The following is a 23,624-nucleotide window of genomic DNA, read 5'->3' as shown; positions in this document are numbered from 1 at the left end:
GAGCTACAGTGAACTCAACTCAATTTTCAACAGTAGAAGATAAATCGCATATCCGACCACCGTTGATAAATCTATTGCTGAATTCGGTTCACAAATGCCTGCATCCGCTCAAAATGGGCTCCTTTCCAATAAAGCTGATGGCAGGTTTGGCAGCGGTGAAACTCATCATAATACTGTCTGGTTTTAGGCGGGAGCCGATCGCAAACGACTGCTTTATCAACGGCTTCTAACAGGCCATTGCATCGCAAACAGCGCTGGAAGGGAGCAATTTTTTCTAACCCATCAAACCGATGCAAAACCTCGATCAACTGTTCCCACGGGTCGGTGCTGCGGAGGCAATAGCCGTGGGTGACAAGGCTGCGTTTGAGCAAGCCGCGATCGCGCGTCAGTAAGATTCGCTGCTGCTCATGGGCACATTGCGCTAACGCCTCATCTGCAAAGTCATTGCGGTACGCCGTATCAAATCCCAGCAAACGCAAGTGAGTTGCGAGTTTACCCAGGTGAATGTCGAGAACAAAGCGGAGATGGGGGAGCGGTTGGGGGCGAACGCGGCTGGTCGTGCCAATATCGATCGATTGAAAGGTGGGATAGACGCTGAAGCGATCGCCATCGTGAACCAGATACGAAAAATCAACGGTCTCACCATGCCTCAAAATTAAATCAACTTCGGGGTGCGGTACGCCTAATGCTTCGATCATGTCCTTAGTAGAAGCCGATTCCTTGAAGCTGTGCTGGAATGGGAGACCCCGGCGATCGGGCGGCAGAAAGTCATTGAGCTGGGCATAAAAGCGAAACTGCGCCTGAAACATACTGCGTTCTCTTCCATTCACCTGGAGATGCCGTTGGTTATCACCATACTGTTTTCAAGGATCGCTGTTGGGGCAACATCTCATCCAGCAGATGAACGAGACGCTCATTCTGCATTAAGGTGAAACTAAGTCGAGACAGGAGGGAGTCTTATGGTTAAGACTGCATCAACGATGTTGCCGTTGGGCACTCAAGCCCCAGAGTTTCAATTGCCTGATGTCGTATCAGGTGCCACGATTTCTCTATCTACCTTTGCCAATCAACAGGCTCTGCTGGTGATATTCATGTGTCAGCACTGCCCGTTTGTGAAGCACGTTCAAGCAGAACTGGCAAAGATTGGGCACGATTACCAGAACAAAGGTCTTGGTATGGTTGCCATCAGTGCCAATGACGTGACGAAGCATCCGTCTGATTCGCCCGATCATCTCAAGGCAATGGCAGACGAGGTCGGTTTTACGTTTCCAGTCTGCTACGACGAAAGTCAGGAAACGGCAAAGATCTACACGGCAGCTTGCACGCCCGACTTCTTTTTATTTGATGGCGATCGCCACCTCGTTTACCGGGGACAACTCGACGATAGCCGTCCCGGCAATGACAAACCCGTAAACGGGCGCGACCTGCGAGCCGCGATCGAGGCTGCGTTAGCCCATCAGCCGATTGATGCCAACCAAAAACCCAGCATTGGCTGCAATATTAAATGGAAAGCGGGGAACGAGCCAGCGTACTTTGGCACGGCAGCAACCAGTTAATTCACTGTAGTAGCGGTGCAGGACTGGGATCGCGATTCTGCTTCAGGCGATTCAATCCGAGGCGCACATGCTAAACAGGCTACGGGGATGTTGAAGTCATTCAGCATCCCTTTAATGTTTACGGTATGATCAGCCGCGTTGATTTTGGGTAGGTCGTTTGGTTGACTGGTATACCTGTTCCCTAGTCCTGTGACCATTTTACAACTGACTCAATATAGCGTCCTGGCGCTCAGCTATCTGGGGCTTGGTTTGGGCTACTTGCCAGGATTGCGAATGAATCGTGCCACGATCGCTCTGGTTGGCTCTGCCTTTTTAATTGCGCTTGGTGTGGTCGATTTAACAACCGCCTGGGAAGCAATCGACCCAACCACAATTGTGTTTTTGCTAAGCATGATGGTGGTGAACGCTAACCTGTCGTATTCCGGTTTTTTTCAGGTGGCGATCGCGTCTCTGATTCGTCTAACGCGCAGCCCACTGGGAATTATCACCGCTTTAACGTTTGGTTGTGGGCTTCTTTCAGCCTTTTTCCTCAACGATACGGTTGTCCTCATCTTTACGCCGCTAACCTTGAGCTTGACGCAGGCGCTAGGGCTGAACCCTATTCCCTACTTGCTGGCGATCGCCGGAGCCACCAACATTGGCTCGGTTGCAACTCTGAGCGGCAATCCGCAAAACATTTTAATTGGCTCGTTTTCGGGCATTGGTTATCTAGAGTTTTTTCGGGTCTTAGCACCCGTGGCGGGCATCGGGCTGGTGCTACAAATTGGGCTGTTGTGTTGGTTGTACCCAGAGGTGCGATCGCTCAAACCGCAACCCAGTTGCCCATTCATCGCGCCTCGTGTCTACAAACCGCTGTTTGTTAAAACCTTGATCCTTACCGTCGGTTTGTTGTTAGCTTTTGTGATGGGCTTGCCCCTGGCTGAATCGGCTTTTGTCGCTGCTGCATTGCTGTTAGTCACCCGTCGGATCAAACCACAACGGGTGTTGCGCGAGGTGGACTGGAACCTGTTGGTCATGTTTTCCGGGTTGTTTATTCTGACCCGCTGCACCCAGGAGTTGAACCTGCTCAATGGTTTGGTGGGCTGGGTGAACCACTCGTTGGGCTTACTTAGCGTCACAGTCATTTTGTCTAACGTCATCTCCAACGTTCCGGCGGTACTGGTGCTGCAACCGCTCATTGCACGTGACGATACGCAAGCGTGGCTAATTTTGGCCGCCAGTTCCACCCTGGCAGGTAACTTAACGCTGTTTGGTTCCGTTGCCAATCTGATCATGGCGGAAGCGTCTGCCAAGTTGGGGCACCCCTTAACGTTTTGGGATCACCTGCGGTTTGGCTTGCCGTTGACTCTGGCAACCCTGGCCTTGCTTTACGGTTGGGTGGGGCTGTAGCGATCGCCCCCTGAATGCGATCGCTACACAGTGCCTTACATGATTCCTTACAGCACCACCTCAGAGGCCAGGGCTGTCACCTTGTGCAAAATTTCATCGGGACGGATAGGTTTAGTTAAACAAGCATCTGCCCCGGCGATCGAACAAATAGAACACTGTTCAATGTCGTCGGTTTCATCTGTTTCAACCAGGGCAACCAGCTTCAAGTCGATCGTCGCCGGATTGTGCCGCAGGTGATGAATAATGTCTTCGCTATTTTCGGTAGACTGCATTGCCACAATCACCACGATTGGCTGCAATATTTCGATCTGGCTAACCGCCGTTGACCCTTCCAGCATCCAAATAACGTGGTAACCCGCCGCCGTTAGCATGTCGCAAATAACATTAGCGCTTTCATCATGGCTCTCAATTAAAACCACCCGTTTAAAGGGATGAGCCGGAATAGGAAACAGTTCATTTTCGGAAAGGGGGGCGATCGCATTACGCTGCTGACTGGGTAAGCGCACTGTAAAAACAGAGCCAACTCCAACCGTCGAAGTAACATCAATCCAGCCGTGGTGCAAATCCACCAACTGCTGAGTAATTGACAACCCCAGGCCAACGCCTTCATATTCTCGATGGTACGACGGATCAAGCTGCTGAAACTTCTGAAATAGCAACGGGCGCTGGTGGTCTGGAATACCGATGCCTGTATCTTTCACCTGAAAAACGGCCAGGTTGTCATCGGCTAAGAGACGCAGCGTTACTCGACCGCCTTCCGGTGTAAACTTCACCGCATTACTGAGCAGGTTAAACAAAATTTGCTGTACCCGGGTTGGATCGGCAACAAAACTGTCTTTCGACGGGCTAATTTGCAGATCCAGCGTCAACTCTACGCCCTTTTCGCGGGCGCTGTCTTTCATGGCTCGCAAGGTTTGGTGCCCCAGACGAGACAGCGAAAACTCACGGGGTTTTAGCACCGTTCGCCCTGCCTCTAGCTGTGATAGGTCGAGGATGTCGTTGATGATTGCCAGTAACCGCTCGCCGTTGTCGTGAATGGTTTGCAGATAGCCGCGCTGCCGTGTACTCAATTCGCCAATCGACCAGCGCATTAGCGTTGCTGACATGCCAATGATGTACGTAAGCGGTGTTCGCAATTCGTGGCTCACGGCGGCCAAGAACTCACTCTTTGCCTGGTTAGCGGCTTGTGCCGCGAGCATAGCGTCGTGCAGTTCCTCGGTGCGTTCAACCACCTGATGCTCTAAGGTTTGATTCTGTTGCTTGACCTGTGTATAGCGTTGAGATTCGGTAGGCTCGGCAGATACAGGTTCAGACGGCGTGACAGACAGAGCGGCAATTAAGTGAAGGGTGAATTCACTTTGCAGTTTGGCATCGTTAGGACGAAGAATGGCCTGCGATTGCTTCAGCGTTTTTTGCAAGGCTGATTTGGGGCTACACAAGCCAGACAGGTGGCTTAAAAAGGTAGCGATCGCCCCCGGTTCAAAGGTCAACCCCACACGGCAAACGGAATTTGCCCATTCAGTTGAGGATGAAGGCTCAGAGTGAAGCAGCGTACTTCCCACTAGAAGAGCGCTAAACGATTCAGAAATCAGCAGCGTAAATCGTTCTAAATTAAGAGGACGTGGGACGTTTGTGGCGGCTAATGTCTCTTCAGTCACGAGCAGAAGAGTATGCTCTCCCTGTTGAGCCATCTGCACCAATAACTCTCGTAGTCGTTCGAACGTAGATAGCGGCAGCGGCTGATCGAGAGTAAAAGCTGCAAAAGTAGGCATCTCAAGTAGCAGATATGCTGCGAAGTAGCTGGCAAAGAAGAAAGATGGGGTAGCATTATGTCCATTTTTCCACAGGGCAAGGGAAACGTTTCTAAACCCATTTGGAAGAATTGCTGGAGTTAAGGCTCAACCCTGCGGCAGAAAACGGGCTGATGCAAACCTGTCTGGGTCGTTCGTCAATTATGCTATCCTGCCAATCTGCTGAGCTTGGCAGACCCGACAAACGTTTGAGGAACCGCCCATGCATCGTTTAGCTGCCACTCCCGGAGGCTGGAACCCTGACGCAGAGGGGGTTGTCTTTGTTGAACAACGCCCCGCCCCTATTGTTTTGTTGACGGCTGCTGATACGGATATTCAAGTACTGGCAAAGGCGGTTTCCAGTTTACCAGAAGGCTTTCCAGCGTTACGAGTGACCAACCTGCTCCATCTTCAGCAACAGTTAACAATTGATACTTACGCTGAAGAGGTACTGGAACAGGCACAAGTGATTATTGTGCGGCTGTTGGGCGGGCGGGCGTACTGGTCGTATGGGCTAGAAGTAGTCAAGCAGGTGGCTCACGATCGCAACATTGCCCTGTTTGTGCTGCCGGGCGACGATCGCCCCGATCCAGATTTGAGCAGTCATTCCACTGTATCGCTGGCGATGGGCGATCGCCTTTGGCGTTACTTCACCGAAGGCGGCATCGACAACACGGTTAATGCCCTCAAATTTGTTGCAGATTGTTTCCTGGGGCAGGCTTACCAGCCGCAACCTCCCCAATCGGTTCCTCGAATGGGATACTATCCCTGGGTCAACCCCTGGGTCAGCCAAGATGAAGCAGCGACAGTTTCAGCCAACGCCTCTTCTGCCAAAATCGGTCTTTTGTTCTATCGAGCGCACTACCTGGCGGGTAATACGGCTCCTATTGATGCGTTGTGTCGGGCGATCGCCACACGACAATTCCAGCCTGTGCCAGTGTTTGTATCATCCTTGCGGGATGCGGAGGTTCAAGCCGATCTATTGGCGTATTTCTGCCCCAAAGACGATCAACCAATTCGGGCGTTGCTAAACACGACCAGCTTTTCCCTGGCTCGACTAGAAGCAGAAGCACCTCATTTAGACCTGTGGAAAGCATTGGATATTCCCGTACTTCAAGTCATTTTGAGTGGCGGCACGCTCGAGCAGTGGACGACGCAAACGCGAGGGCTATCCCCGCGAGACATTGCCATGAATGTGGCCTTACCGGAGGTAGACGGACGCATTATTAGCCGTGCGGTGTCGTTCAAAACAGTACAAGCGAGCCATCCTGCCCTCGAAACAGATGTGGTGGGCTACGAAGCCGTAGACGATCGCATTCAGTTTGTGGCAGATCTGGCTGCAAATTGGGTTCGGCTGGGACAAACGCCTGCATCCGAGCGGCGCATTGCCTTAATTCTGGCAAACTATCCCACTCGCGACGGTCGCCTTGCCAACGGAGTTGGGTTAGATACACCTGCAAGCTGTGTCGAAATTCTGAAAGCGCTGCGGCAGGCGGGATACACGGTCGAGAACATTCCAGAGTCAGGTGAAGAGTTAATTCGATGGCTGACCCAGGGCATCACCAACGACCCTGAAGGCCAATCTTTGCGTCGGGTGCATCAATCGCTGTCCTTAGAGGAGTATCAGCACTACTTTGCCACGGTGCCACCTGCCGTCCAGCAGGCCATGGGCGATCGCTGGGGTCTACCCGATGCAAATGGGCGATTGGCTACTGATTCCATGCCAATTGCGGGCATTCAGCTTGGCAACGTTTTTGTGGGCATTCAACCCGCCCGAGGCTATGACCTTGATCCAACCCTTAACTATCACGCTCCCGACCTGGAGCCAACCCATCACTACCTCGCTTACTATTACTGGTTGCGGCAGCACTTTGCCGTACAGGCGATCGTCCATGTGGGCAAACATGGCAACCTGGAATGGCTTCCGGGCAAAGGGGTTGCTCTGTCAGATGCGTGCTACCCCGAAGTGGCATTTGGCGCGTTGCCCCATCTCTATCCGTTTATTGTTAACGATCCGGGTGAAGGCGCTCAGGCAAAGCGACGAGCGCAAGCGGTCATTGTGGATCATTTAACGCCGCCCATGACCCGCGCCGAACTCTACGGCTCTCTCCAACAGCTAGAAAACCTGATTGATGAATACTATGAAGCGGTCAGCCTTGATCCAACCCGGCTGGTTATGATTCGCGAGCGGATTCAAACCTTGCTCAATCAAACCCAGTTGCATCAGGATTTAGGGCTTCAGCCGGATCAGTTAATGCGGCAAGATGATACCGTTCTAAATTCAATTGATGGCTATCTTTGTGAACTCAAAGAAGCGCAGATTCGCGACGGATTGCACATTTTCGGGTGCTGTCCGGCAGGGCGGCAGTTGCGTGACCTGGCTGTGGCGATCGCCCGTCACCCCGGACTGGGACGGCTGGGACTGACTCGGGCGATCGCTCAAGCCTGGGGCTGGGAATTTGACCCACTGACGGCCAATCCAACTGAACCGTTTAATGATCCTTCCTGTCGCACCGTTGGAGACGCGATCGAACAGATAGAAGAAGAAGCGGCTCGTTTGGTTGATGCCATCATTCACGCATCGCCTGTTGAGGTAGATGATGCACCTCTGCGGGCTGAACTGGCCTGGGTGCGCGATCGTCTCCTGCCTGCCCTGGCACAAACGCACCAGGAAACAACGCACCTGTTACAGGGCCTGGATGGGCGGTATGTGCCTAGCGCCCCGGCGGGTGCGCCTACGCGGGGTCGTCCGGACGTGCTGCCCACAGGACGCAATTTTTACTCGGTCGATATTCGCGCAATTCCAACTGAAAGCGCCTGGGATGTGGGGCGCAAAGCAGCGGAGGCGTTAGTGGAACGTTATACCCAGGAAAATGGCGATTATCCTAAAACGCTGGGAGTCTCCATCTGGGGCACCTCTACCATGCGAACCGGGGGAGATGATTTAGCGGAGGCGTTGGCGTTGCTTGGCGTTCGACCCGTGTGGGATGGAGCCTCTCGGCGGGTGGTCGATTTTGAAATCATGTCGCTCTCTGTTCTCGGTCGTCCTCGTGTCGATGTAACGCTACGAATTTCAGGATTCTTTCGGGATGCCTTTCCAAATTTGATTGACTTGTTCCATCAAGCGGTTACGGGGGTTGCCGCTCTGGATGAACCGGAAGATCAAAATCCCCTGGCAGCTCAAGTCCAACGCGATGTCCAAACCTGGCAAACGGCTGGATTATCCCCGGAACAGGCTCAGGCGCGATCGCACTACCGCATCTTTGGCTCTAAGCCAGGAGCCTACGGTGCTGGATTGCAGGGCATAATAGATGCCCAAAACTGGACAGATGATCATGATCTGGCACAGGCTTACATCAACTGGAGCAGCTATGCCTACACCGGGCAGGGAGATGGGCAAACGGCTCCAGAGGCGTTCGAAAAACGGTTGAGCCAGATGCAAATCGTGTTGCATAACCAGGACAATCGCGAACATGATTTGTTGGATTCAGACGACTATTACCAGTTTCAGGGGGGGTTAACCGCTGCGGTGCGATCGCTCACCGGACAAAATCCCCAAACCTACTTTGGCGACCACTCCCTGCCCGAACACCCCAAAATTCGGCACCTGCAAGACGAAATTGCCCGCGTCTATCGCTCTCGCGTCGTTAACCCAAAGTGGATTGCGGGTGCCATGCGGCACGGGTACAAAGGCGCGTTTGAGATGGCAGCTACTGTCGATTATCTCTTCGCCTACGACGCTACCGCTCGCTGTGTTGAAGACCACATGTATCAGGGGATTACAGAAGCCTATGTCTTTGATCCAGCGGTGCAGGCATTCGTGCAGCAAAACAACCCCTGGGCACTGCGTGACATGGCAGAACGCCTCCTGGAAGCGCACCAACGCGGACTATGGCAGCAGGTTAAACCCACGACTCTAGATCAATTACAGGCGATCGCCCTTGAAGCGGAAGCCACCATCGAATCAAACGTTCACCCTGGTATCCTGCCATCTCAGTAATACGGGTTTGACCCCGTTGCAATCTCTCCTGTATTTCAGCAAGGAACTCAACCGTCACAAAACGTTTGCCAGATGTTCCTGAACAGGGTATTACTCCCAACTAATTGTCGAAGTTGCAATCAATTGAAGAACCTCGCGGTTTTTACGGTTGACTATAAAGAGATACTGCAACAACCTGGCAAATATAGCGTAGAAAAATCAACAATCGATTGGACAACAGTGAAAATAAGGATAATTTGTATTCAATCTGATATGGCAAGCTACACCAAGAAATAGTAAAGAACAAAACCAGGCAAGGAACCGCTTTTTTAGATCAACCCATCTTGTAACAAACTTTAAACGGCTTTATTAGAAACTTTGTAATTGCACTCTGCTTTTTTCCGGAACGTTTATATCTTCCATTGCGGTTTTGCGCTATGAAAACACTTAGCAGTTCAGTGCCTTAGTTAAATTAGTCACATTGCAGACAAAGACGACTCGGGTTAGCGATCGCTCGGCTCTTCCCGGAGCAGCGAATGGGTCAAAAGGTGGCGTTACCAACCCTTAGAGCGTCTGACTGTACCGCCGTTTAGATCACTTTTCGATCAGAAAGCGATCGTATAGGTCTCCAGCGAGTCGTTCAACCCCAACTCATTTATTCACCCTGGTATCAAAGCAAGTATTCTTTGAAACATTGTCCCATTTATTACTAACAATTAGCCTGTACTTAGATTGTCTTAAAATCACATTGGTTAGTCAGTAAGACTGCGGGTATTTTGTGAACAAATGCTGATTTAAAGCCACCGTAAAGGCATATTCAAACTCCTCATAGAGACTTTACGGAGGGCAATTCCGAAAACCTCGAAAATAATGTTATGGTCGATTTGTTGGCTACCCAGAAGTACTAGATTTGCAGCAAGCGATTGATTTTTAAGGCTTGTGCAGTTTACTAAAGGCTTAAATCTCAGCTCACTTCAGTTCAGCTAATTAGCGGATTTAATTCAAGTTGCGGGAATGCTAACTTAGGCATCAAGTGATTAAGAATAGAAGTAACTCTTTGAGACATCTTCTATTCGACCTTGCATAAGTTTAAGGATGCTTAGTAAGGGTTTCCTGATCTGAGCTTAAAATCAACCTCTTATTGCAGCACAGTAGGTGTTGTCTTACCAGATGAAATCCAGCTCTTTAAAGTATCAATCTGTTAATTCTGAAGTCGGTGTTTACGATTGCGAAATCCACCTCAAATTTAGACTAATCGAAGAAAAGCAAGCCTTTCGCGATCGCGATCAGCTTTTAGAACTATTGCTTGATGCCTTCGCCTGTGGTGCGGATGAATACCTTGAACATATTCAAGTGGAAGTGGAAGCTCAGGAAGTTTCCGAGATGCAAGCATCTCCTCAAATGCGCCGCCAGCTCATTCGCTTGCGGAACTCCAGCAGCGATCTCACCTGAGTGTGGCTTCATAGCAACCCTTTACGTGTCGTTCTGCAACCCAATATCAGGCGATCGTGCCATCGCCAGATAATCTGCTTTCTGTTTTTTCCGTTCCGGTACGCCTAGAAAAACCTGCTGTACATTGCATCAGACATCCATCAGGCAGAAAATTTAGTCACAGGTGTTGACATACTTTGCAGCATTCGCTACCTTAGATAAGGTCAACGGAACAGACAAGGTCGAATGAAACACGCCCCCATCGTCTAGAGGCCTAGGACACCTCCCTTTCACGGAGGCGACGGGGATTCGAATTCCCCTGGGGGTATATCACAGTAGAGCGCTTGCATTGCAGGCGCTCTACTGCTTTAAACGGCTCTTTCTGGACAGGGTGTCGCATCAGGCAACCCTAAAAGATGCCTAAATCATCTGTTGGCAGGTGTGGCGTTTTATCATTGCCTATAAGAGCAGCACGTCTATGCCCATCATGATGCCCAAGTTTGCTGATTCTATTGCCTGGAAACAAGCCGAACTGCTAATGCAGCCTGCTTTCATTCGAGTGATCGATAACATTCGCAAGCAGCTAGAGCGATCGCCCTGGAAGGGTGAGTATCGCACGATTCAAACCTGGCCGGAGGGAACACCAGACGAGGTGCAGGGGAACGTGGCTAACCTCCAGCAACAGCTTACGAGCGCTACACCCGAAGAAGCGGCAAAGCTTGAACAAGAGCTGGCTCAACTACCTCAGCCGTATCAAAGATATGAGCTGTGTCTGGAACAACAGGGGCTTCAAGCCACCATCGACTTGTGGGAACTGTGCTATCAAATCTGTTTTCGCAATTATGATGCATCCACCAGCGCTACACTTAACCACCTCGTTGAAATTGATACCGCTTTGATCGATGAGACAGGGGATGTCGATTGGCAACGCCTCGACCACAAAACGAAGCAGTTGGTAGAAGGGGTGTTTGCTCATTTACCAACCATAACCGCAGAGTAACGCGGCATTCTGTAGAGTGCTGATGGATACTTCAACGAACGACTATTTCAACCAAAGTTATCAAACCAGAAATTGAGTTTTAGCCCAAATGACTCAAACATTACGAGACACGCAACAAGCCTGCGGAGCGCATTTCTCCGCTGCCTCACTGGATGAGCCAACGGCGTCTGCCCCAATTAGTTTTGGCAACGATGAAGCGGCTCTCCGTGCTGCCAAAGAAACAGTGGCGTTGTGCGATCGCACACACTGGGGGCGGATTCAGGTAAAAGGAGCCGACCGTATTCGCTTTTTACACAACCAGACAACCAATAACTTTACCCGTCTACAGCCCGGGCAGGGGTGCGACACCGTTTTTGTCACATCAACTGGACGAACCATCGATTTAGTGAGCGCTTATATTCTGGAAGATTCAGTACTGCTGTTTACATCGCCGGGGTACAGCAAACGCCTCCTGGAATGGATGGATCGGTTTATTTTCTTTGCTGACCAGGTTGAGCTGTCTGATCTGACCGATCAAACTGCCGCATTCAGCTTGGTTGGCCCTTCCAGTCGGGCTTTACTTGAGCAACTGGGAGCAGGGGATGGTTTGGCGAACTCGTCTAGCCATGTCTTGACCCACCTGGATGGTATTGAGGTTCGCATTGCGGTAGGCAGTGGACTGGCGATCGCTGGCTACACTCTGATGACCGACATGCACCATGCGGCAGATCTATGGCAGCGTCTTTTTACAGCCGGAGCAACTCCATTGGGAGAAACAGCGTGGGAGCAGCTTCGGATTCGGCAGGGTCGCCCTCGTCCAGAACATGAACTGACCGAGGACTTTAATCCGCTAGAAGCAGGACTGTGGCAAACCATTGCCTTAGATAAAGGATGCTACATCGGGCAAGAAACGATCGCTCGGCTGCATACGTATCGTGGCGTAAAACAACAGCTTTTTGGCGTTGAGTTAAGCAAGCCCGCTGAAGTCGGCAGCCTCGTCACAGCCGGAGACGAGAAAATTGGGAAGTTGACCAGTTGCATCCAGACAGAGCAAGGCAGTATTGGGCTTGCTTATATTCGCTCAAAAGCCGCTCAACCCGGTCTTGCTGTGCAAGTTGCTGGAGAACCAGGAGAACTGGTTGAACTGCCATTTGTAACGCACACGTATCCGTCGGCTTAAGCCAACGACAACGCTTCAAACGTTTAAGTTCTATTGACGCAAACTACAACGGAATTGAACCATCTGCTGCTGAGGTAATACCTAAGCCCCCCAACCAAGACAGACAGCGAGTAGTCTTGTTACTAACTGTCTTTGTCTCAAGTGCAGGATTGGTTTGACCAGTCCTGCATTTTGCCTTCTTTCTGCTTCACAAAGGCAAGGCAATGGTCAAGAAGCGACAAGGCAGGTGGGTAAGGCCATTAGAAATAAACGCTGTTGCTTGTAGTCTACAACCCTGGCACTCCGAGCGATCGCCTTGTCTGGCTATAACTAACGTTGCAAACTTTCCGTCTGGAAAGAGAGCACATACCATTGAAGTTAATTTAACTGGGCTAAATTCTGATAGAAAACGCTTAGTTTATCCCACTCTACATGTATTGCAATCGTAATTGATTGCGTTGAGCGAACCATTGCAAGGAATTTCTATGAAACTGAAAAATTTACACCCTAAAGCATTAAGTCTGGTCATTGTAACCACTCTTATTTCTACAAGCACGCTCCTATCCTTACTTCCTACTGGTGCGAACGCGCAAGAAGGACGACAAATCCTGCAAGAAGAGGGCAGACTGGAACCGGCTCAAAGCGAATATACGTTTGAGGGTCGTGAAGGTCAAACCGTGACCATTACAATGACCAGTGAGGACTTCGATACGGTTTTGTCGCTCATAGGGCCTAACGACGAAGAAATTGCCTATAACGATGACTATGGACGCACGTTGAATTCGACGATTGTCACCACTCTACCTGCCAACGGCACCTATAAGGTGATGGCTCGTTCTTTCTCGGGTGCTGGAGGTGCTTACACTGTGGCTGTCCGCCCTGCAACGCGCTACGAGCAAGCTTATAGCCGCGCGCTTCAGCAGCTTCAAGATGGCAACACAGCAGGTGCGATCGCAGCCTACACCGAAGCCATCCAGGTTGATCCCAACCAGCCGATCGCCTATTTGGAGCGAGCAGAAGCCCGATATAGTGAAGCGTACTTATCGTTGATCAATGAGGGCGAAGAGATGAGCGAGGAGATACTCACTCTGACCGCAGAGCAGCTCGACCCAATCCTTGCTGACTATCGCAAGGCGGCGGAGCTTTACGAACAGTCTGGTGAAGCGGATACAGCGCAATCCATCCGCGAGCAAATCACCTATTTGCAAACGCCACAGTAACCTCATCTCACTGCCCAATTTCGTTCATCTAGCGATCCTATTTGAGTGATTCAGTTTGGCGGCTGCAAATCCCCCGTTTTCTTGAGGAAGCGGGGGATTTTACGTTCATCGATCGCTAACTGCTACAGGGATGGAATCGCGCTGCTGTTCGTTAGCGCATTCAATGTGCGAGACTAAGCATCGTCTAGCCTGGAAAAGTGGGACGAACGGAGAGTAAAAAGGTATGCAGCAATCCTCAGCGCCAACAGACTCGTCCTTCGATCGCTCAACAGATGTAGTCGTAATTGGTAGCGGTATCGGCGGACTGAGCTGTGCTGCTCTCTTGGCTCGCTATGGTTTTAAGGTCACTGTTTGTGAAAGCCATACCATTCCGGGGGGCGCAGCTCATGCCTTTAAGCATCAGGGGTTTACGTTTGATTCTGGTCCCTCACTTTACTCAGGACTATCGTATAGCCCCTCTCCTAATCCTCTGCGGCAAGTGCTAGATGCGATCGGTGAAGACCTACCGTGGGCAACCTACAATACCTGGGGTTGCTGGCTGCCAGAAGGCCATTTCAATACTTCTGTTGGAGCAGATCAGTTCTGCGATGTGTTGCAACAGCTTCGCGGAGAATCAGCCATGGCCGAATGGCGTGAATTACAGCGTGTGATGGAACCCTACGCCCAAGCGGCGATCGCCATTCCCCCCTCGGCTCTGCGGTTTGATTTGGGCGCAGTCCTTACGGCTGGACGATTTACTCCATCTTTGATCAGGCACTTTGGCCGTGTAATCAAACTGGCAGGGCCATTTTCACGCCTGATGGATGGTGTTGTGCAAGATGCGTTTCTCCGTAACTGGCTGGATTTGCTGTGTTTTCTGCTGTCAGGGTTGCCCGCCAGTGGCACTAGCGCGGCTGAAATGGCATTTATGTTTGCCGATTGGTATCAACCGGGCGTGGTGCTAGATTATCCCATTGGTGGTAGTGGTGCGCTGGTTGATGCGATCGTTCGAGGTTTAAAGAAACACGGCGGCAAGCTAATGTTGGGAGCGCATGTGGAGCAAGTGCTGGTTGCCAATAAAAGAGCGATCGGTGTGCGGTTGCATAATGGGCAAGAGATTCGCGCCCGTCATGCGGTAATCTCGAACGCGTCACTTTGGGACACGCTAAAACTATTGCCAAAAGGCTCAGTGCCAGACCAGTTTGTCGAAAAACGGCAAGCGACACCCGAATGCCATAGCTTTATGCACCTGCACCTCGGAATTGACGCACAGGAGATTCCAGCGGATCTCGCCTGTCACCATATCGTGGTAAACGACTGGAACCAAGGCGTAACGGCTCCTCAAAATGTCATCCTCGTTTCTATTCCATCGTTGCTTGATCCGTCGTTAGCCCCTGCGGGGAAACACGCGATTCATGTCTACACACCGGGCAATGAACCCTACGAGCTATGGCAGGGGTTCGATCGCCGAAGTGATGCCTACATGCAGCAGAAGCAGGCGCGTTCAGAGGTGATGTGGCAAGCATTAGAACGCATCATCCCAAACGTTCGATCGCGCTGTGAAGTCACCCTCGTTGGCACTCCCCTCACCCACGAACGCTTTTTACGCTGTCATCGAGGCTCCTACGGGCCTGCAATTCGGGCTGGGGAAGGGCTATTTCCAAGCCCTCGGACACCGTTATCTGGATTGCTATGCTGCGGTGATTCTACCTTTCCCGGCATCGGCCTGCCTGCTGTCGCCGCAAGCGGCATGGTTACCGCAAACACGCTGGCCCCGTTACACGCTCATCTCACCCTGTTGAAAGAGCTAGACTGTTCGTAAAACTTTGTAAACCTCTACAGATGGTCGGTAGATAGCAATATGCAAAATCTTCTCGCTATGTTGAAAAGGGCGCGAGAGAAATTGAACCATTTGCAAATCGTTTGAGGAGAATCGCCATGAGTCAAGTCTTATTTCATTTAGCCTTTCCGGTGGCTGACATTGCTCAGGCCAAGTCATTTTATGCGGATGGACTGGGTTGTGATATCGGCAGAGAAAACGCCAGTTCGGTCATCATGAATTTGTATGGACATCAAATTGTGGCCCATCTGAGCAAAGAACCCCTGACTCCACAACGCGGAATTTATCCCAGGCATTTTGGCCTGGTATTCACCGATGAAGCAGACTGGGAGGCGTTGTTGCAGCGATCGCAACAAAAAGGACTTCAGTTCTATCAATCTCCTAAGCATCGCTTTGCCGGTTCTCCGCTGGAACACCGTACGTTCTTCCTGGAAGACCCGTTTCACAACTTGCTAGAGTTTAAGTTCTACGCTAACTCGGCTGCAATTTTTGGGGAAGCAGAGTTTGCTCAGGTGGGCGAGACGGCCTGAGCGGTTCCGACAAAGCAGTCACAACAGCCTTCCAGCAGTTGGCATTGCTAACCATCCACGAGTGAAGCGGCACCTGCACGATAATTTCCTGACCTACGGGCATCCGAGAACTGTGCGCTGGGAAAATCATCAAATCCATTGGTGTCCAAATGGATGTGAAGTTGATTTGCTCCAACATGGAGACATCTCGGTTTAAATCGTTGAGGAAAGCACTGCCACACCGCATCTGGTTGCAACCGACGTTAAACCGAAAATACGCCAGCCAGGTGCCCTGATGTGGAGAAGAGATCGTGATAAATCGCTGGACGCGATCGATTCCACCCAACCGCTGGACGTAATAGCGGCTCACGAGTCCTCCCATACTGAAACCAACCAGATCAATGGGTTGCTCGGCAGCAAAGGTGCGATCGACATACTCGGCAATCTGGCCTGCCATTTCATCAATGCCAATAGCCCCATCGTTGGGGAATAAATCCAGGTGATAAACGGGCCAGCCTAATGCCTTCAGGTGCAACGACATATTGCAGAAGATGGCGTTTGTATCGTCTATGCCATGAATCAGCAGAACCGGATTGCGGGAAGCAGCGCTCATACAGATTGATCGTGTGGAATACCTCTAGCGTAGATCGGAGCGATCGCGCTTTTGGCCTACGATAGGCCACCTTTCCAAATGTCTAAATACACCAGGAGGCAAGCTATAGCTTGCCTCTGCATTGAAGTGCAACCGTTATGCTCTAGTTTAGGAGTTGCTAACCACTAGAACTTCCCCTTTCAACATCCGCTGTGCAGCATCCAACAGCGCTTCTTCCAGATAAGGCTTGGTGAAATATCCTTTTGCTCCTAGCTGAATTGCCATTTGACGGTGCCGATCGGCTCCTCTAGACGTCAACATGGCAATCGGTAAATGGCCGAGATGAGGATCTTTTTGAATGCGCGAAAGCAGCTCCAAACCATCCATACGAGGCATTTCAATGTCACAGAAGACTAAATCACACGGTAAGCCAGACCGGAGTTTTTCCCATGCCTCTTGTCCATCGCGGGCTTGCTCTACACGATAGCCCACCTTGTTAAAGGTCATTGACAACAGCTCACGCACCGTAATGGAGTCATCAACGATCAATACCGTTGGCTCAGATTTAGTGGGTGGTGCTTCTACAGGGATCTGATCGTCGCCTTTCTCCCAGAGAGAACTGCCTGCTTCTCGACGAATCCGACCCATCGACAGGTCGATCAGTTCAAGCACGTCGGCGATCGGCATAATTCGGCCATCCCCCAGCACCGTAGCACCTGCAACTCCAATTGGTTTCGGTACTGGCCCTTCTAACTGCTTGATTACAATTTCTTGCTCTCCCAACACCTGATCGATTTGGAGCGCCAAGAAGTTGCCCGCATTACTGCGAAGAACCACGACAGAAACAATGTCATCTTCTTGGTTGCCACCGTAAACGCTGCCCCGTCCTAAAATCCGGTTGTACTTCAACAAATCAGACAGCGGTTGGAAAGGTAACAGCGTGTCGCGCCATTGAATGCAGGTGCGTCCCTGGTCGTCAATTTGAATTCGGTCTTTGGGGACGTCCAACATGTCCTCTACCCCATCCATGGGGAAGGCAATCCGAGCGCGATTACTAATGCAGCAAAGAGCTTTGGAAATACTGAGTGTCAGAGGGAGACGAATGGTGAATGTTGTTCCTTTGCCAACAGTAGAGTCAATGTTGATCACACCACGGATCTCGTTCAAACTGGTACGCACCACGTCCATACCAACACCGCGACCAGCGAAGTTGTCGGCTTTGTCTTTCGTGCTGAACCCATGATGGAAGAGAAGATCGTAGACATCAAGTCGAGTCATCTGCTGCGCCTCTGCTGAGGTGATTAAACTTTTTTCAACAGCCTTCGACTTAACCTTCTCTGGATCAATCCCAGCCCCATCATCAGTAACCGAAATAACGGTTTGGTTTCCTTGATGGAAGGCTCGAACCGTGATTCGACCAATAATTGATTTTCCTGCTCTCTGACGTTCTTCAGGCAGTTCTATACCGTGAGCGATCGCGTTGTTAACTAGATGAGTCATTGGATCGTAAAGCTGTTCCAAGATCATCTTGTCAATCAAAGTATCTCGCCCTTCTATAACCAGCTCGGCTTGCTTGCCGTTTTGCAACGAGATATCGCGTACTGCTCTAGGCAAGCGCTCGGCAATTTGGGCAAAGGGCACCATGCGCGAACGGGTTAACCCCTCTTGCAGTTGTGTAGTGACCTGTCGAAATGTGCGAGTGATCTGGTCGGTCTCATCTACAACGAAGTCAATATCCGATGCCGACTCTCGAACTCGCACAATCAGTTCGATCATCTCTTGAGAAAGCGTATGGAAGCCAGTAAAGCGATCCATCTCTAATGCATCAAAGCTCATGCCAGTGGCATGATCGGTTTGAGCTGGGGGGATACTGCTTTGAGACGACAGTTGATAGCTTTTACGGTTAGACAACAACGAACTCTCAAGGAGCGATCGCTCATACAAATCGCGCATCCGTTGCCCTACATCGCTCAACTGCTGCACCTGATACAGCAAGTTGTCTAGGAATTGGCGCAAGCGCTCTTCCGCCTGCTCTAAGCTATTGCGGTTAACAACTAATTCACCAACGAGGTTGTTTAAGTTATCAAGGTGTTTCACCGTTACCCGCATAGTCTGATCGCTCAGACTGCTACCCCGACGGTTGGTTCGTCTGTTGGTAGCCGCTACAGAGCTTCGCCCCCCCCGACTACCAGGAGAACCTCCTAGCGACTGGTCTGCGTCTTTTAGCAGTTTCTCTAAATCATCAAATTCATCTCCTGCCTCCGATGATGTGAGCGACTCCGATAGGGGTGGAAGACTCAAAGCCCCGGATGCACTGGGTGTCGTCGTGGATGGTTCATCTCCGAGGAGCGCTTCCAGGTCAGAGAAATCCTCTGAATCGGTAGCATTGTCAACCAACTCAGGTTCAGCGACGACGGACTCCCCTTGCAGAAATGCTTCCAGCCCAGCGAAATCAACCGACTCCTCGCTTGAGCTATCCAAGGCTGAAGTATCTAAGCCTGCCGCTTCAGCACCGCCTAACAGATCATCCAAATCTGTCAGGCTATTGTTTGAATCCGTAGTAGGGCTTAGCTCTTCTATCGTTTCATCGAACGAAACCGATGAGAAATCATCCAAACCCGATATCAGTTCAACCGTCTCGTCAGTCTCTGCGATCGCATTGGTGTCATTACTGTCACCCAAATCAGTCATCAGATCAAAATCGATAGGGTTCAGATTATCGATCATGTCTTCAGATTCGGTCAAACTCAACCCTTCCGAATCAAACGCAGTTTCGTCGAAGGCTTCGGCTTCAGCGGGCTCAGATGCCAAAAAAGGCTGATCCAGGCTAAAACTTGATAACTCCTCTGAAAACGTTTCATCAACGCTAGAGACAGCATCCAAACCAAAATCAAAGACTGGGAAGTCTTCTGCAAGTGAAGCATCATTCGAACCAGGAGAATCATCCAGGTTGTTAAGATTGGCTTCCTCTAATTCAGATAATTCAATCGACTGGTCAATCTCTACGCTGTCGATAGTGAAAGAGCCATCAGAAGTCAGGGCTGCATCTAGCGTCTCAACCGAATCTTCGACACGATCGGTAGACTCTCCCTCTTCAAAACCAAGCGTTACATCATCGAACCAACTGGTTAAGTCGGCCTCGTTCTGTAACGGCTGCTCAACATCTGCCCAGTCTAGTAATGGATCGGAGTTTTCTCCTTCATCGAATAGCTGATCTAAATCAAAGGTTCGTTCAGCGTCGTTCGGCGGCTCCTCAGGGAAGCCGCTTATTTCTGCCAGATCTGTTTCTGCCAGGTCTGTTTCCAGGTCAGCCACTGCATCAGCTTCAAACACATGATCGAAGTCAACTTCAGCATGGTTTTCTACTGGGTCATTGAGTAAGGCAGCATCTTCAGAACGTTCTTCACCCGTCCCAGAACTGGTTGCAGGCGTTACATCCGCCAGCGAGGCATTGAGTTCGGTGCCCCCAACCAACCAACTACCTAACTCTGTTTCAGAGAACTCCATTGCGGAAAGGGAGTCAACGTCTGGCTCTCCTATGAATGGATCGATCGCCAGTTCTGCTTGCGTTTCTACCGAGTCCTCTGAAAGCAACTCGCCTAACTCTGCTTCAAACTCTTCAAAGCCTTCATCTGTAGCCGAAACGTTCTCGTCAAATGTAAGATCTCCGCCAAACAAATCGTCTAGATCCGTATCGCTGTCGATACTGCTTAGGTTAGTTTCGATCGCGTCTATTGAGCGCAGGTCGTGCTCAGAAGTATCCTCGATCACAATCTCAAACTGCCGTTCTTCCACCCTTACATCAGCGATCAACTCATCTTCATCACCTGCTGAGCCGAACTCGGATGCAATGGTACTCTCAAACAAATCGCCTAACTCGGAGTCCCTCGAACTGGATTCAGCAAACGCATCTGCATCCAGGCTCAGATCCATGTAATCACTTGAAGGGTTAGATTCCGCTTCCAACCAATCATCCCCGGAGGCAGCGGCTAAGTCAGTTGGAGGCTGCTCATCCACCGCAAAGTCGAACCCGTCCGCAGCACTAGCACTGTCTTCAGCATCAAAGACGTTGGCTAAATTTTCATCTGTAAACAGATCATCAAATGCTGCCTCTGTATCCTCTGAAATTAGAGCGCTATCTTCTGGCGATTCTGTTGCAGAGGCATCCCAATCTGTAGCAGAGGATGATGCAGTGTCTGTAGGTAGCCACTGGTCGGCGGGTGTGTCGTCTAACGCTACAGATTCCTCTTCTAGGCTCATCTGGCTATCAACAGCAGTAAAGCCAGCGATCGCCTGATCGTCCAACTCATCGCGGGTGGAGTTTGCTGGGATGGTTTCTGAAAAGACAGTTTCAGTTGAGTGGTCTTCCTCATCTTCAAGGCTAAACCCTAGCAGCTCAAACTCTGGAGATGTTTCTGCTCCAAAATCAAATTGGGCATCGTCCTCAAGCGGCGCTTCATTGAAGGGGAGTTCAAAGCTCAGGTCAAACGACTCCAAATCAGCTAGCTCTGCGAACGGATTGTCGGATGATGGAGTATCCGAGTTGGCGGTCAAGAAATCAACCACTTCGGGATCTTCGGTGTCTGTGGTTAACTGGTCTGGTTGAACACTGGGCGCGCTATTGTCCGCCGCCAGTTCATCCCACAAATCGGAAGTCACTTCCGACTCTTCCCAAGCCAGCCTGTTACTAGAGCTATTACTAGAACTAGGTTCAACCTCATGATTCGCTTCGAAATGGAACGCGCTGAACTCAGAATTGAGTGGGTCAGCAAGCTCATCTTCTGCCGCACCAGGATCAGCCTGCCCTGCTGTAAAGGAGTCAGACTGGAAGGACTCGCCTGTCAAGAAGGAGAATTCATCGCCTGTGTCTGGGGCGATCGCCCAATCACGGCTTCCAACCTCAGTCGGATCGACTGATTCAAGGTTGCTATCCAAATTGAACGTTGGAAAATCTTCGTCTGCTGCCGCCTCACTCAGAGTGCTGTTCTCAGCAACGATCTCAAGTTCATCAGCCTGCTCACTCAACTCAGCATCACTGTCTAAGCTGAACTCGTCTAAATCAAATTCTGGAAAATCGTCTTCACTCGTTTCCAGGGCATCCAACCAGTCACCGTCACGGGCGGAATCCGCTACAGGAGTGATAGGGCGATCAACCGTCTCAGCGTCAGCGTCTAAATCGAAGTCTGGAGAAACCTCTTGATTCCAGTCGTCTATTGCTGGCGATAGATTAGAGTCAGCGTCTAGATCTAATTCCGCCATTTCTGGACTAAACGCATCAGGCTCTGCCAGTTCATCGTCGTCTAAACCACCAAATAGGTCATTCAGATCGCCAAACGCGTCAACCGATTCGACCGGCTCATCGGCGATCGCTGGAGTTGACGTTACTACATCTTCGCCCAAAGAAAATACAGAGAAATCCTCCGGGTTGGGTTGGTCAGAATCACCAGATAGAGTAGTCCAGTCAAAGTCCTCAGTGGAGCTATCGGTAGGAGTAGCTATCTCAGGCGAAACAGCAGAAAGATGATTCGCCATTCGCTCACTGTGGTTCAGTAGCCCCGATAAATCGTCGTCCTCTTCCAGGTCTAACGCTAAATCTTCTGAACTATCTTGCTCAAACAACAAATCAGCAAAGTCACTGGAGGTCTCTATCTCCGGTGCTGATAACGACCCGGCTGAGTCGTGAACAACTTCCTCTTCCTGCCAGGTCATTCCCAGTTCAGGAACTTCGCCTTCAAATAGATCAGCCAAAGAATTCAGTTCAGCCACGCCAACTTCAGGGCCATTTCGTTCGGAAGGTGGAGCGGGTAAGTCTACTTCATCCAGCAGGTCGGCAAAGTTGAGGTTGGCGATATCTGCATCAGTAAGCTCCTGGTCAAAGCCCAAGGACTGGCCAGAGTCAAAGTCTAAGGACTGGTCAGAATCAAAGTCTAAGGACTGGTCTGCTTGAACTGTATTTTGACTTTCTGAAGCGAGGTTGTCGAACCAATCAGCTTCGCTGTCCAGATCCTCTGTAGTGAAGACTTCAGACGCATCAAACGAACTCTCATCGAAGGCATCAACTGCAAAAATAGGATCAGCAGCCTCTAGTGGAGTAACCGATGGGTCAACGTCCAAGGTGAAGTCAGAGAACTCTTCAGGCTCTTCTGCTTCAAAGCCCATGCCTGCCAACAAATCAGCAAAATCTGGTTCCTCAGGCTCGGATTCAAGCGGTTGAGGCACTAGTGCCAGGAGACTTTCACTCGCTTCAATTGCCGCAGAGTTTCCTGTTAACACTAATTCCTGAGCCTGTTTGATATCTCTAATCACTACAGGTGCCAGAGCACGATAGGTGTTGCTGGCACTGGCGATCGCCTGTTGTGTCGAGTCTATTAAGGCACACCACTCTGGCAAGTCAAACTGCTCTCCAGCCATGCTCAACGTGCGGCAGATATTTTGTAACTGCTGCCGTCCATCCGAGGTATCTGACTGCTTGAATAGTTGCAGCATTTCCCGCAAACGAGCGGGCACATCACTTTGAAAAATAAGTTGTAGCGCACTCTCTTCTCGAACTGCTGGCTGCACTTCGGCTCTGGCTCTAGCCGGTGTTGCAGGAGTCATGGCAACAGCAGGTTCAGAGGTTAGCTCCACGTCCTCTGGTGGAACACTGCCACACGCACTGACCAGACCATGAAGATGCTGATTTAGCTCATTGAATACGGGTTCAACATCTGACATGACCTCAGTCGCTTTGTCATCCGTTAAACCAAACGGCCCTTGCAACTGTTCGAGTAGTTCCTGCAATGTGTCGAATACTCGCAGCAAAAGCGTTTCTAACCGCTGATCAACTTTGATCGGGCATTCTTTGAGAACCTTGAAGTAATCTTCTAATCGGTGGGAGGCTTGCTGAATGCTGTTTAGCCCTAGCATTGCTGCTCCACCCTTAACCGAGTGAGCTGCCCGGAACATCTCACTTGCCATCTCCGGGTCTTCAATCGTATTTTGCAGATTTAACAAGCCTTGCTCAATGGTATTGAGGTGGTCTTTTGCCTCCTCAATGAAGTAGCCCATGATCCGCTGTTGTTGTTCCGATGACATAGCAAAGTTCCTCCGGATGCGGTGGGCGATGCTTATGGAAAACCCGCTGACGCCCGTGACTAAAGTTGGATAACCAACAGGATCAAAGCCTGTCAGCCGATGAACGAGAATGCCCCCTTCTGCAAGT

General features: G+C 50.7%; 13 protein-coding genes and 1 tRNA gene. 10 read left to right on the top strand and 4 right to left on the bottom strand.

From position 1 onward, the window contains the following. Positions 1-71 precede the first annotated feature (71 nt). The gene (locus IQ268_RS02340; RefSeq protein WP_193875159.1) at positions 72-809 is read right to left on the bottom strand and encodes a Mut7-C RNAse domain-containing protein; all 738 of its coding nucleotides are present in this window, start codon (positions 807-809) and stop codon (positions 72-74) included. Positions 810-959: 150 nt separating this feature from the next. Between IQ268_RS02340 and IQ268_RS02335 the strand changes: the two genes are divergently transcribed. Together IQ268_RS02335 and IQ268_RS02330 are read left to right on the top strand one after the other, a co-directional pair. Further along, positions 960-1,556 (top strand): thioredoxin family protein, encoded by a 597-nt coding sequence (locus IQ268_RS02335; RefSeq protein ID WP_193875157.1) that lies wholly within the window; start codon positions 960-962, stop codon positions 1,554-1,556. A gap of 189 nt (positions 1,557-1,745) precedes the next feature. Further along, a complete protein-coding gene (locus IQ268_RS02330) occupies positions 1,746-2,945 on the top strand; it encodes an anion transporter (protein ID WP_339383394.1) in 1,200 nt (399 codons plus the stop codon). Between the two features lie 47 nt (positions 2,946-2,992). Here the strand turns inward: IQ268_RS02330 and IQ268_RS02325 are convergent, their stop codons facing one another. Continuing rightward, positions 2,993-4,717, bottom strand: a complete 1,725-nt coding sequence (locus IQ268_RS02325) for an ATP-binding protein (RefSeq protein ID WP_193875155.1) — start codon at positions 4,715-4,717, stop codon at positions 2,993-2,995. Between the two features lie 241 nt (positions 4,718-4,958). Between IQ268_RS02325 and cobN the strand changes: the two genes are divergently transcribed. The 8 genes from cobN (at position 4,959) to IQ268_RS02285 (ending at position 15,852) form a co-directional block, all read left to right on the top strand. After that, positions 4,959-8,735, top strand: a complete 3,777-nt coding sequence (gene cobN, locus IQ268_RS02320) for a cobaltochelatase subunit CobN (protein WP_193875153.1) — start codon at positions 4,959-4,961, stop codon at positions 8,733-8,735. Between the two features lie 1,149 nt (positions 8,736-9,884). Further along, on the top strand, positions 9,885-10,166 hold the full coding sequence (locus IQ268_RS02315) for an Npun_R1517 family heterocyst differentiation transcriptional regulator (RefSeq protein ID WP_193875151.1): 282 nt from the start codon (positions 9,885-9,887) through the stop codon (positions 10,164-10,166). Between the two features lie 234 nt (positions 10,167-10,400). Then, positions 10,401-10,473, top strand: a tRNA-Glu gene (locus IQ268_RS02310). 159 nt (positions 10,474-10,632) lie between these two features. Further along, positions 10,633-11,145 (top strand): hypothetical protein, encoded by a 513-nt coding sequence (locus tag IQ268_RS02305; protein ID WP_193875149.1) that lies wholly within the window; start codon positions 10,633-10,635, stop codon positions 11,143-11,145. An 88-nt stretch (positions 11,146-11,233) separates the two neighbouring features. After that, the gene (locus IQ268_RS02300) at positions 11,234-12,304 is read left to right on the top strand and encodes a folate-binding protein YgfZ (RefSeq protein WP_193875147.1); all 1,071 of its coding nucleotides are present in this window, start codon (positions 11,234-11,236) and stop codon (positions 12,302-12,304) included. Between the two features lie 464 nt (positions 12,305-12,768). Continuing rightward, complete coding sequence (locus tag IQ268_RS02295; RefSeq protein WP_193875145.1) at positions 12,769-13,503, top strand: pre-peptidase C-terminal domain-containing protein; 735 nt, start codon at positions 12,769-12,771, stop codon at positions 13,501-13,503. A gap of 223 nt (positions 13,504-13,726) precedes the next feature. Next, on the top strand, positions 13,727-15,304 hold the full coding sequence (locus IQ268_RS02290; protein ID WP_193875143.1) for an NAD(P)/FAD-dependent oxidoreductase: 1,578 nt from the start codon (positions 13,727-13,729) through the stop codon (positions 15,302-15,304). A 116-nt stretch (positions 15,305-15,420) separates the two neighbouring features. Then, positions 15,421-15,852: a VOC family protein gene (locus tag IQ268_RS02285; protein ID WP_193875141.1), complete on the top strand. Its 432-nt coding sequence runs from the start codon at positions 15,421-15,423 to the stop codon at positions 15,850-15,852. Here the strand turns inward: IQ268_RS02285 and IQ268_RS02280 are convergent. Both IQ268_RS02280 and IQ268_RS02275 read right to left on the bottom strand, forming a co-directional pair. Next, complete coding sequence (locus IQ268_RS02280) at positions 15,794-16,444, bottom strand: triacylglycerol lipase (protein WP_193875139.1); 651 nt, start codon at positions 16,442-16,444, stop codon at positions 15,794-15,796. The genes IQ268_RS02285 and IQ268_RS02280 overlap by 59 nt on opposite strands. 147 nt (positions 16,445-16,591) lie before the next feature. Then, positions 16,592-23,497 (bottom strand): response regulator, encoded by a 6,906-nt coding sequence (locus tag IQ268_RS02275; RefSeq protein WP_193875137.1) that lies wholly within the window; start codon positions 23,495-23,497, stop codon positions 16,592-16,594. Positions 23,498-23,624: the final 127 nt, after the last annotated feature.

Origin of the sequence: Oculatella sp. LEGE 06141 (assembly GCF_015207605.1) — a bacterium.
Classification (GTDB): Bacteria; Cyanobacteriota; Cyanobacteriia; order Elainellales; family Elainellaceae; genus Oculatella.
The sequence above is the reverse complement of the archived record's forward strand: the minus strand, read 5'-3'. Positions and strand labels throughout refer to the sequence as shown.

Bases quoted from the DNA above. Each gene is read 5' to 3' on its own strand.
- IQ268_RS02275 (WP_193875137.1), bottom strand. From the start codon at position 23,497: ATGTCATCGGAACAACAACAGCGGATCATGGGCTACTTCATTGAGGAG.
- IQ268_RS02295 (WP_193875145.1), top strand. From the start codon at position 12,769: ATGAAACTGAAAAATTTACACCCTAAAGCATTAAGTCTGGTCATTGTA.
- IQ268_RS02315 (WP_193875151.1), top strand. From the start codon at position 9,885: ATGAAATCCAGCTCTTTAAAGTATCAATCTGTTAATTCTGAAGTCGGT.
- IQ268_RS02285 (WP_193875141.1), top strand. From the start codon at position 15,421: ATGAGTCAAGTCTTATTTCATTTAGCCTTTCCGGTGGCTGACATTGCT.
- IQ268_RS02340 (WP_193875159.1), bottom strand. From the start codon at position 809: ATGTTTCAGGCGCAGTTTCGCTTTTATGCCCAGCTCAATGACTTTCTG.
- cobN (WP_193875153.1), top strand. From the start codon at position 4,959: ATGCATCGTTTAGCTGCCACTCCCGGAGGCTGGAACCCTGACGCAGAG.
- IQ268_RS02305 (WP_193875149.1), top strand. From the start codon at position 10,633: ATGATGCCCAAGTTTGCTGATTCTATTGCCTGGAAACAAGCCGAACTG.
- IQ268_RS02290 (WP_193875143.1), top strand. From the start codon at position 13,727: ATGCAGCAATCCTCAGCGCCAACAGACTCGTCCTTCGATCGCTCAACA.
- IQ268_RS02325 (WP_193875155.1), bottom strand. From the start codon at position 4,717: ATGCCTACTTTTGCAGCTTTTACTCTCGATCAGCCGCTGCCGCTATCT.
- IQ268_RS02300 (WP_193875147.1), top strand. From the start codon at position 11,234: ATGACTCAAACATTACGAGACACGCAACAAGCCTGCGGAGCGCATTTC.
- IQ268_RS02280 (WP_193875139.1), bottom strand. From the start codon at position 16,444: ATGAGCGCTGCTTCCCGCAATCCGGTTCTGCTGATTCATGGCATAGAC.
- IQ268_RS02335 (WP_193875157.1), top strand. From the start codon at position 960: ATGGTTAAGACTGCATCAACGATGTTGCCGTTGGGCACTCAAGCCCCA.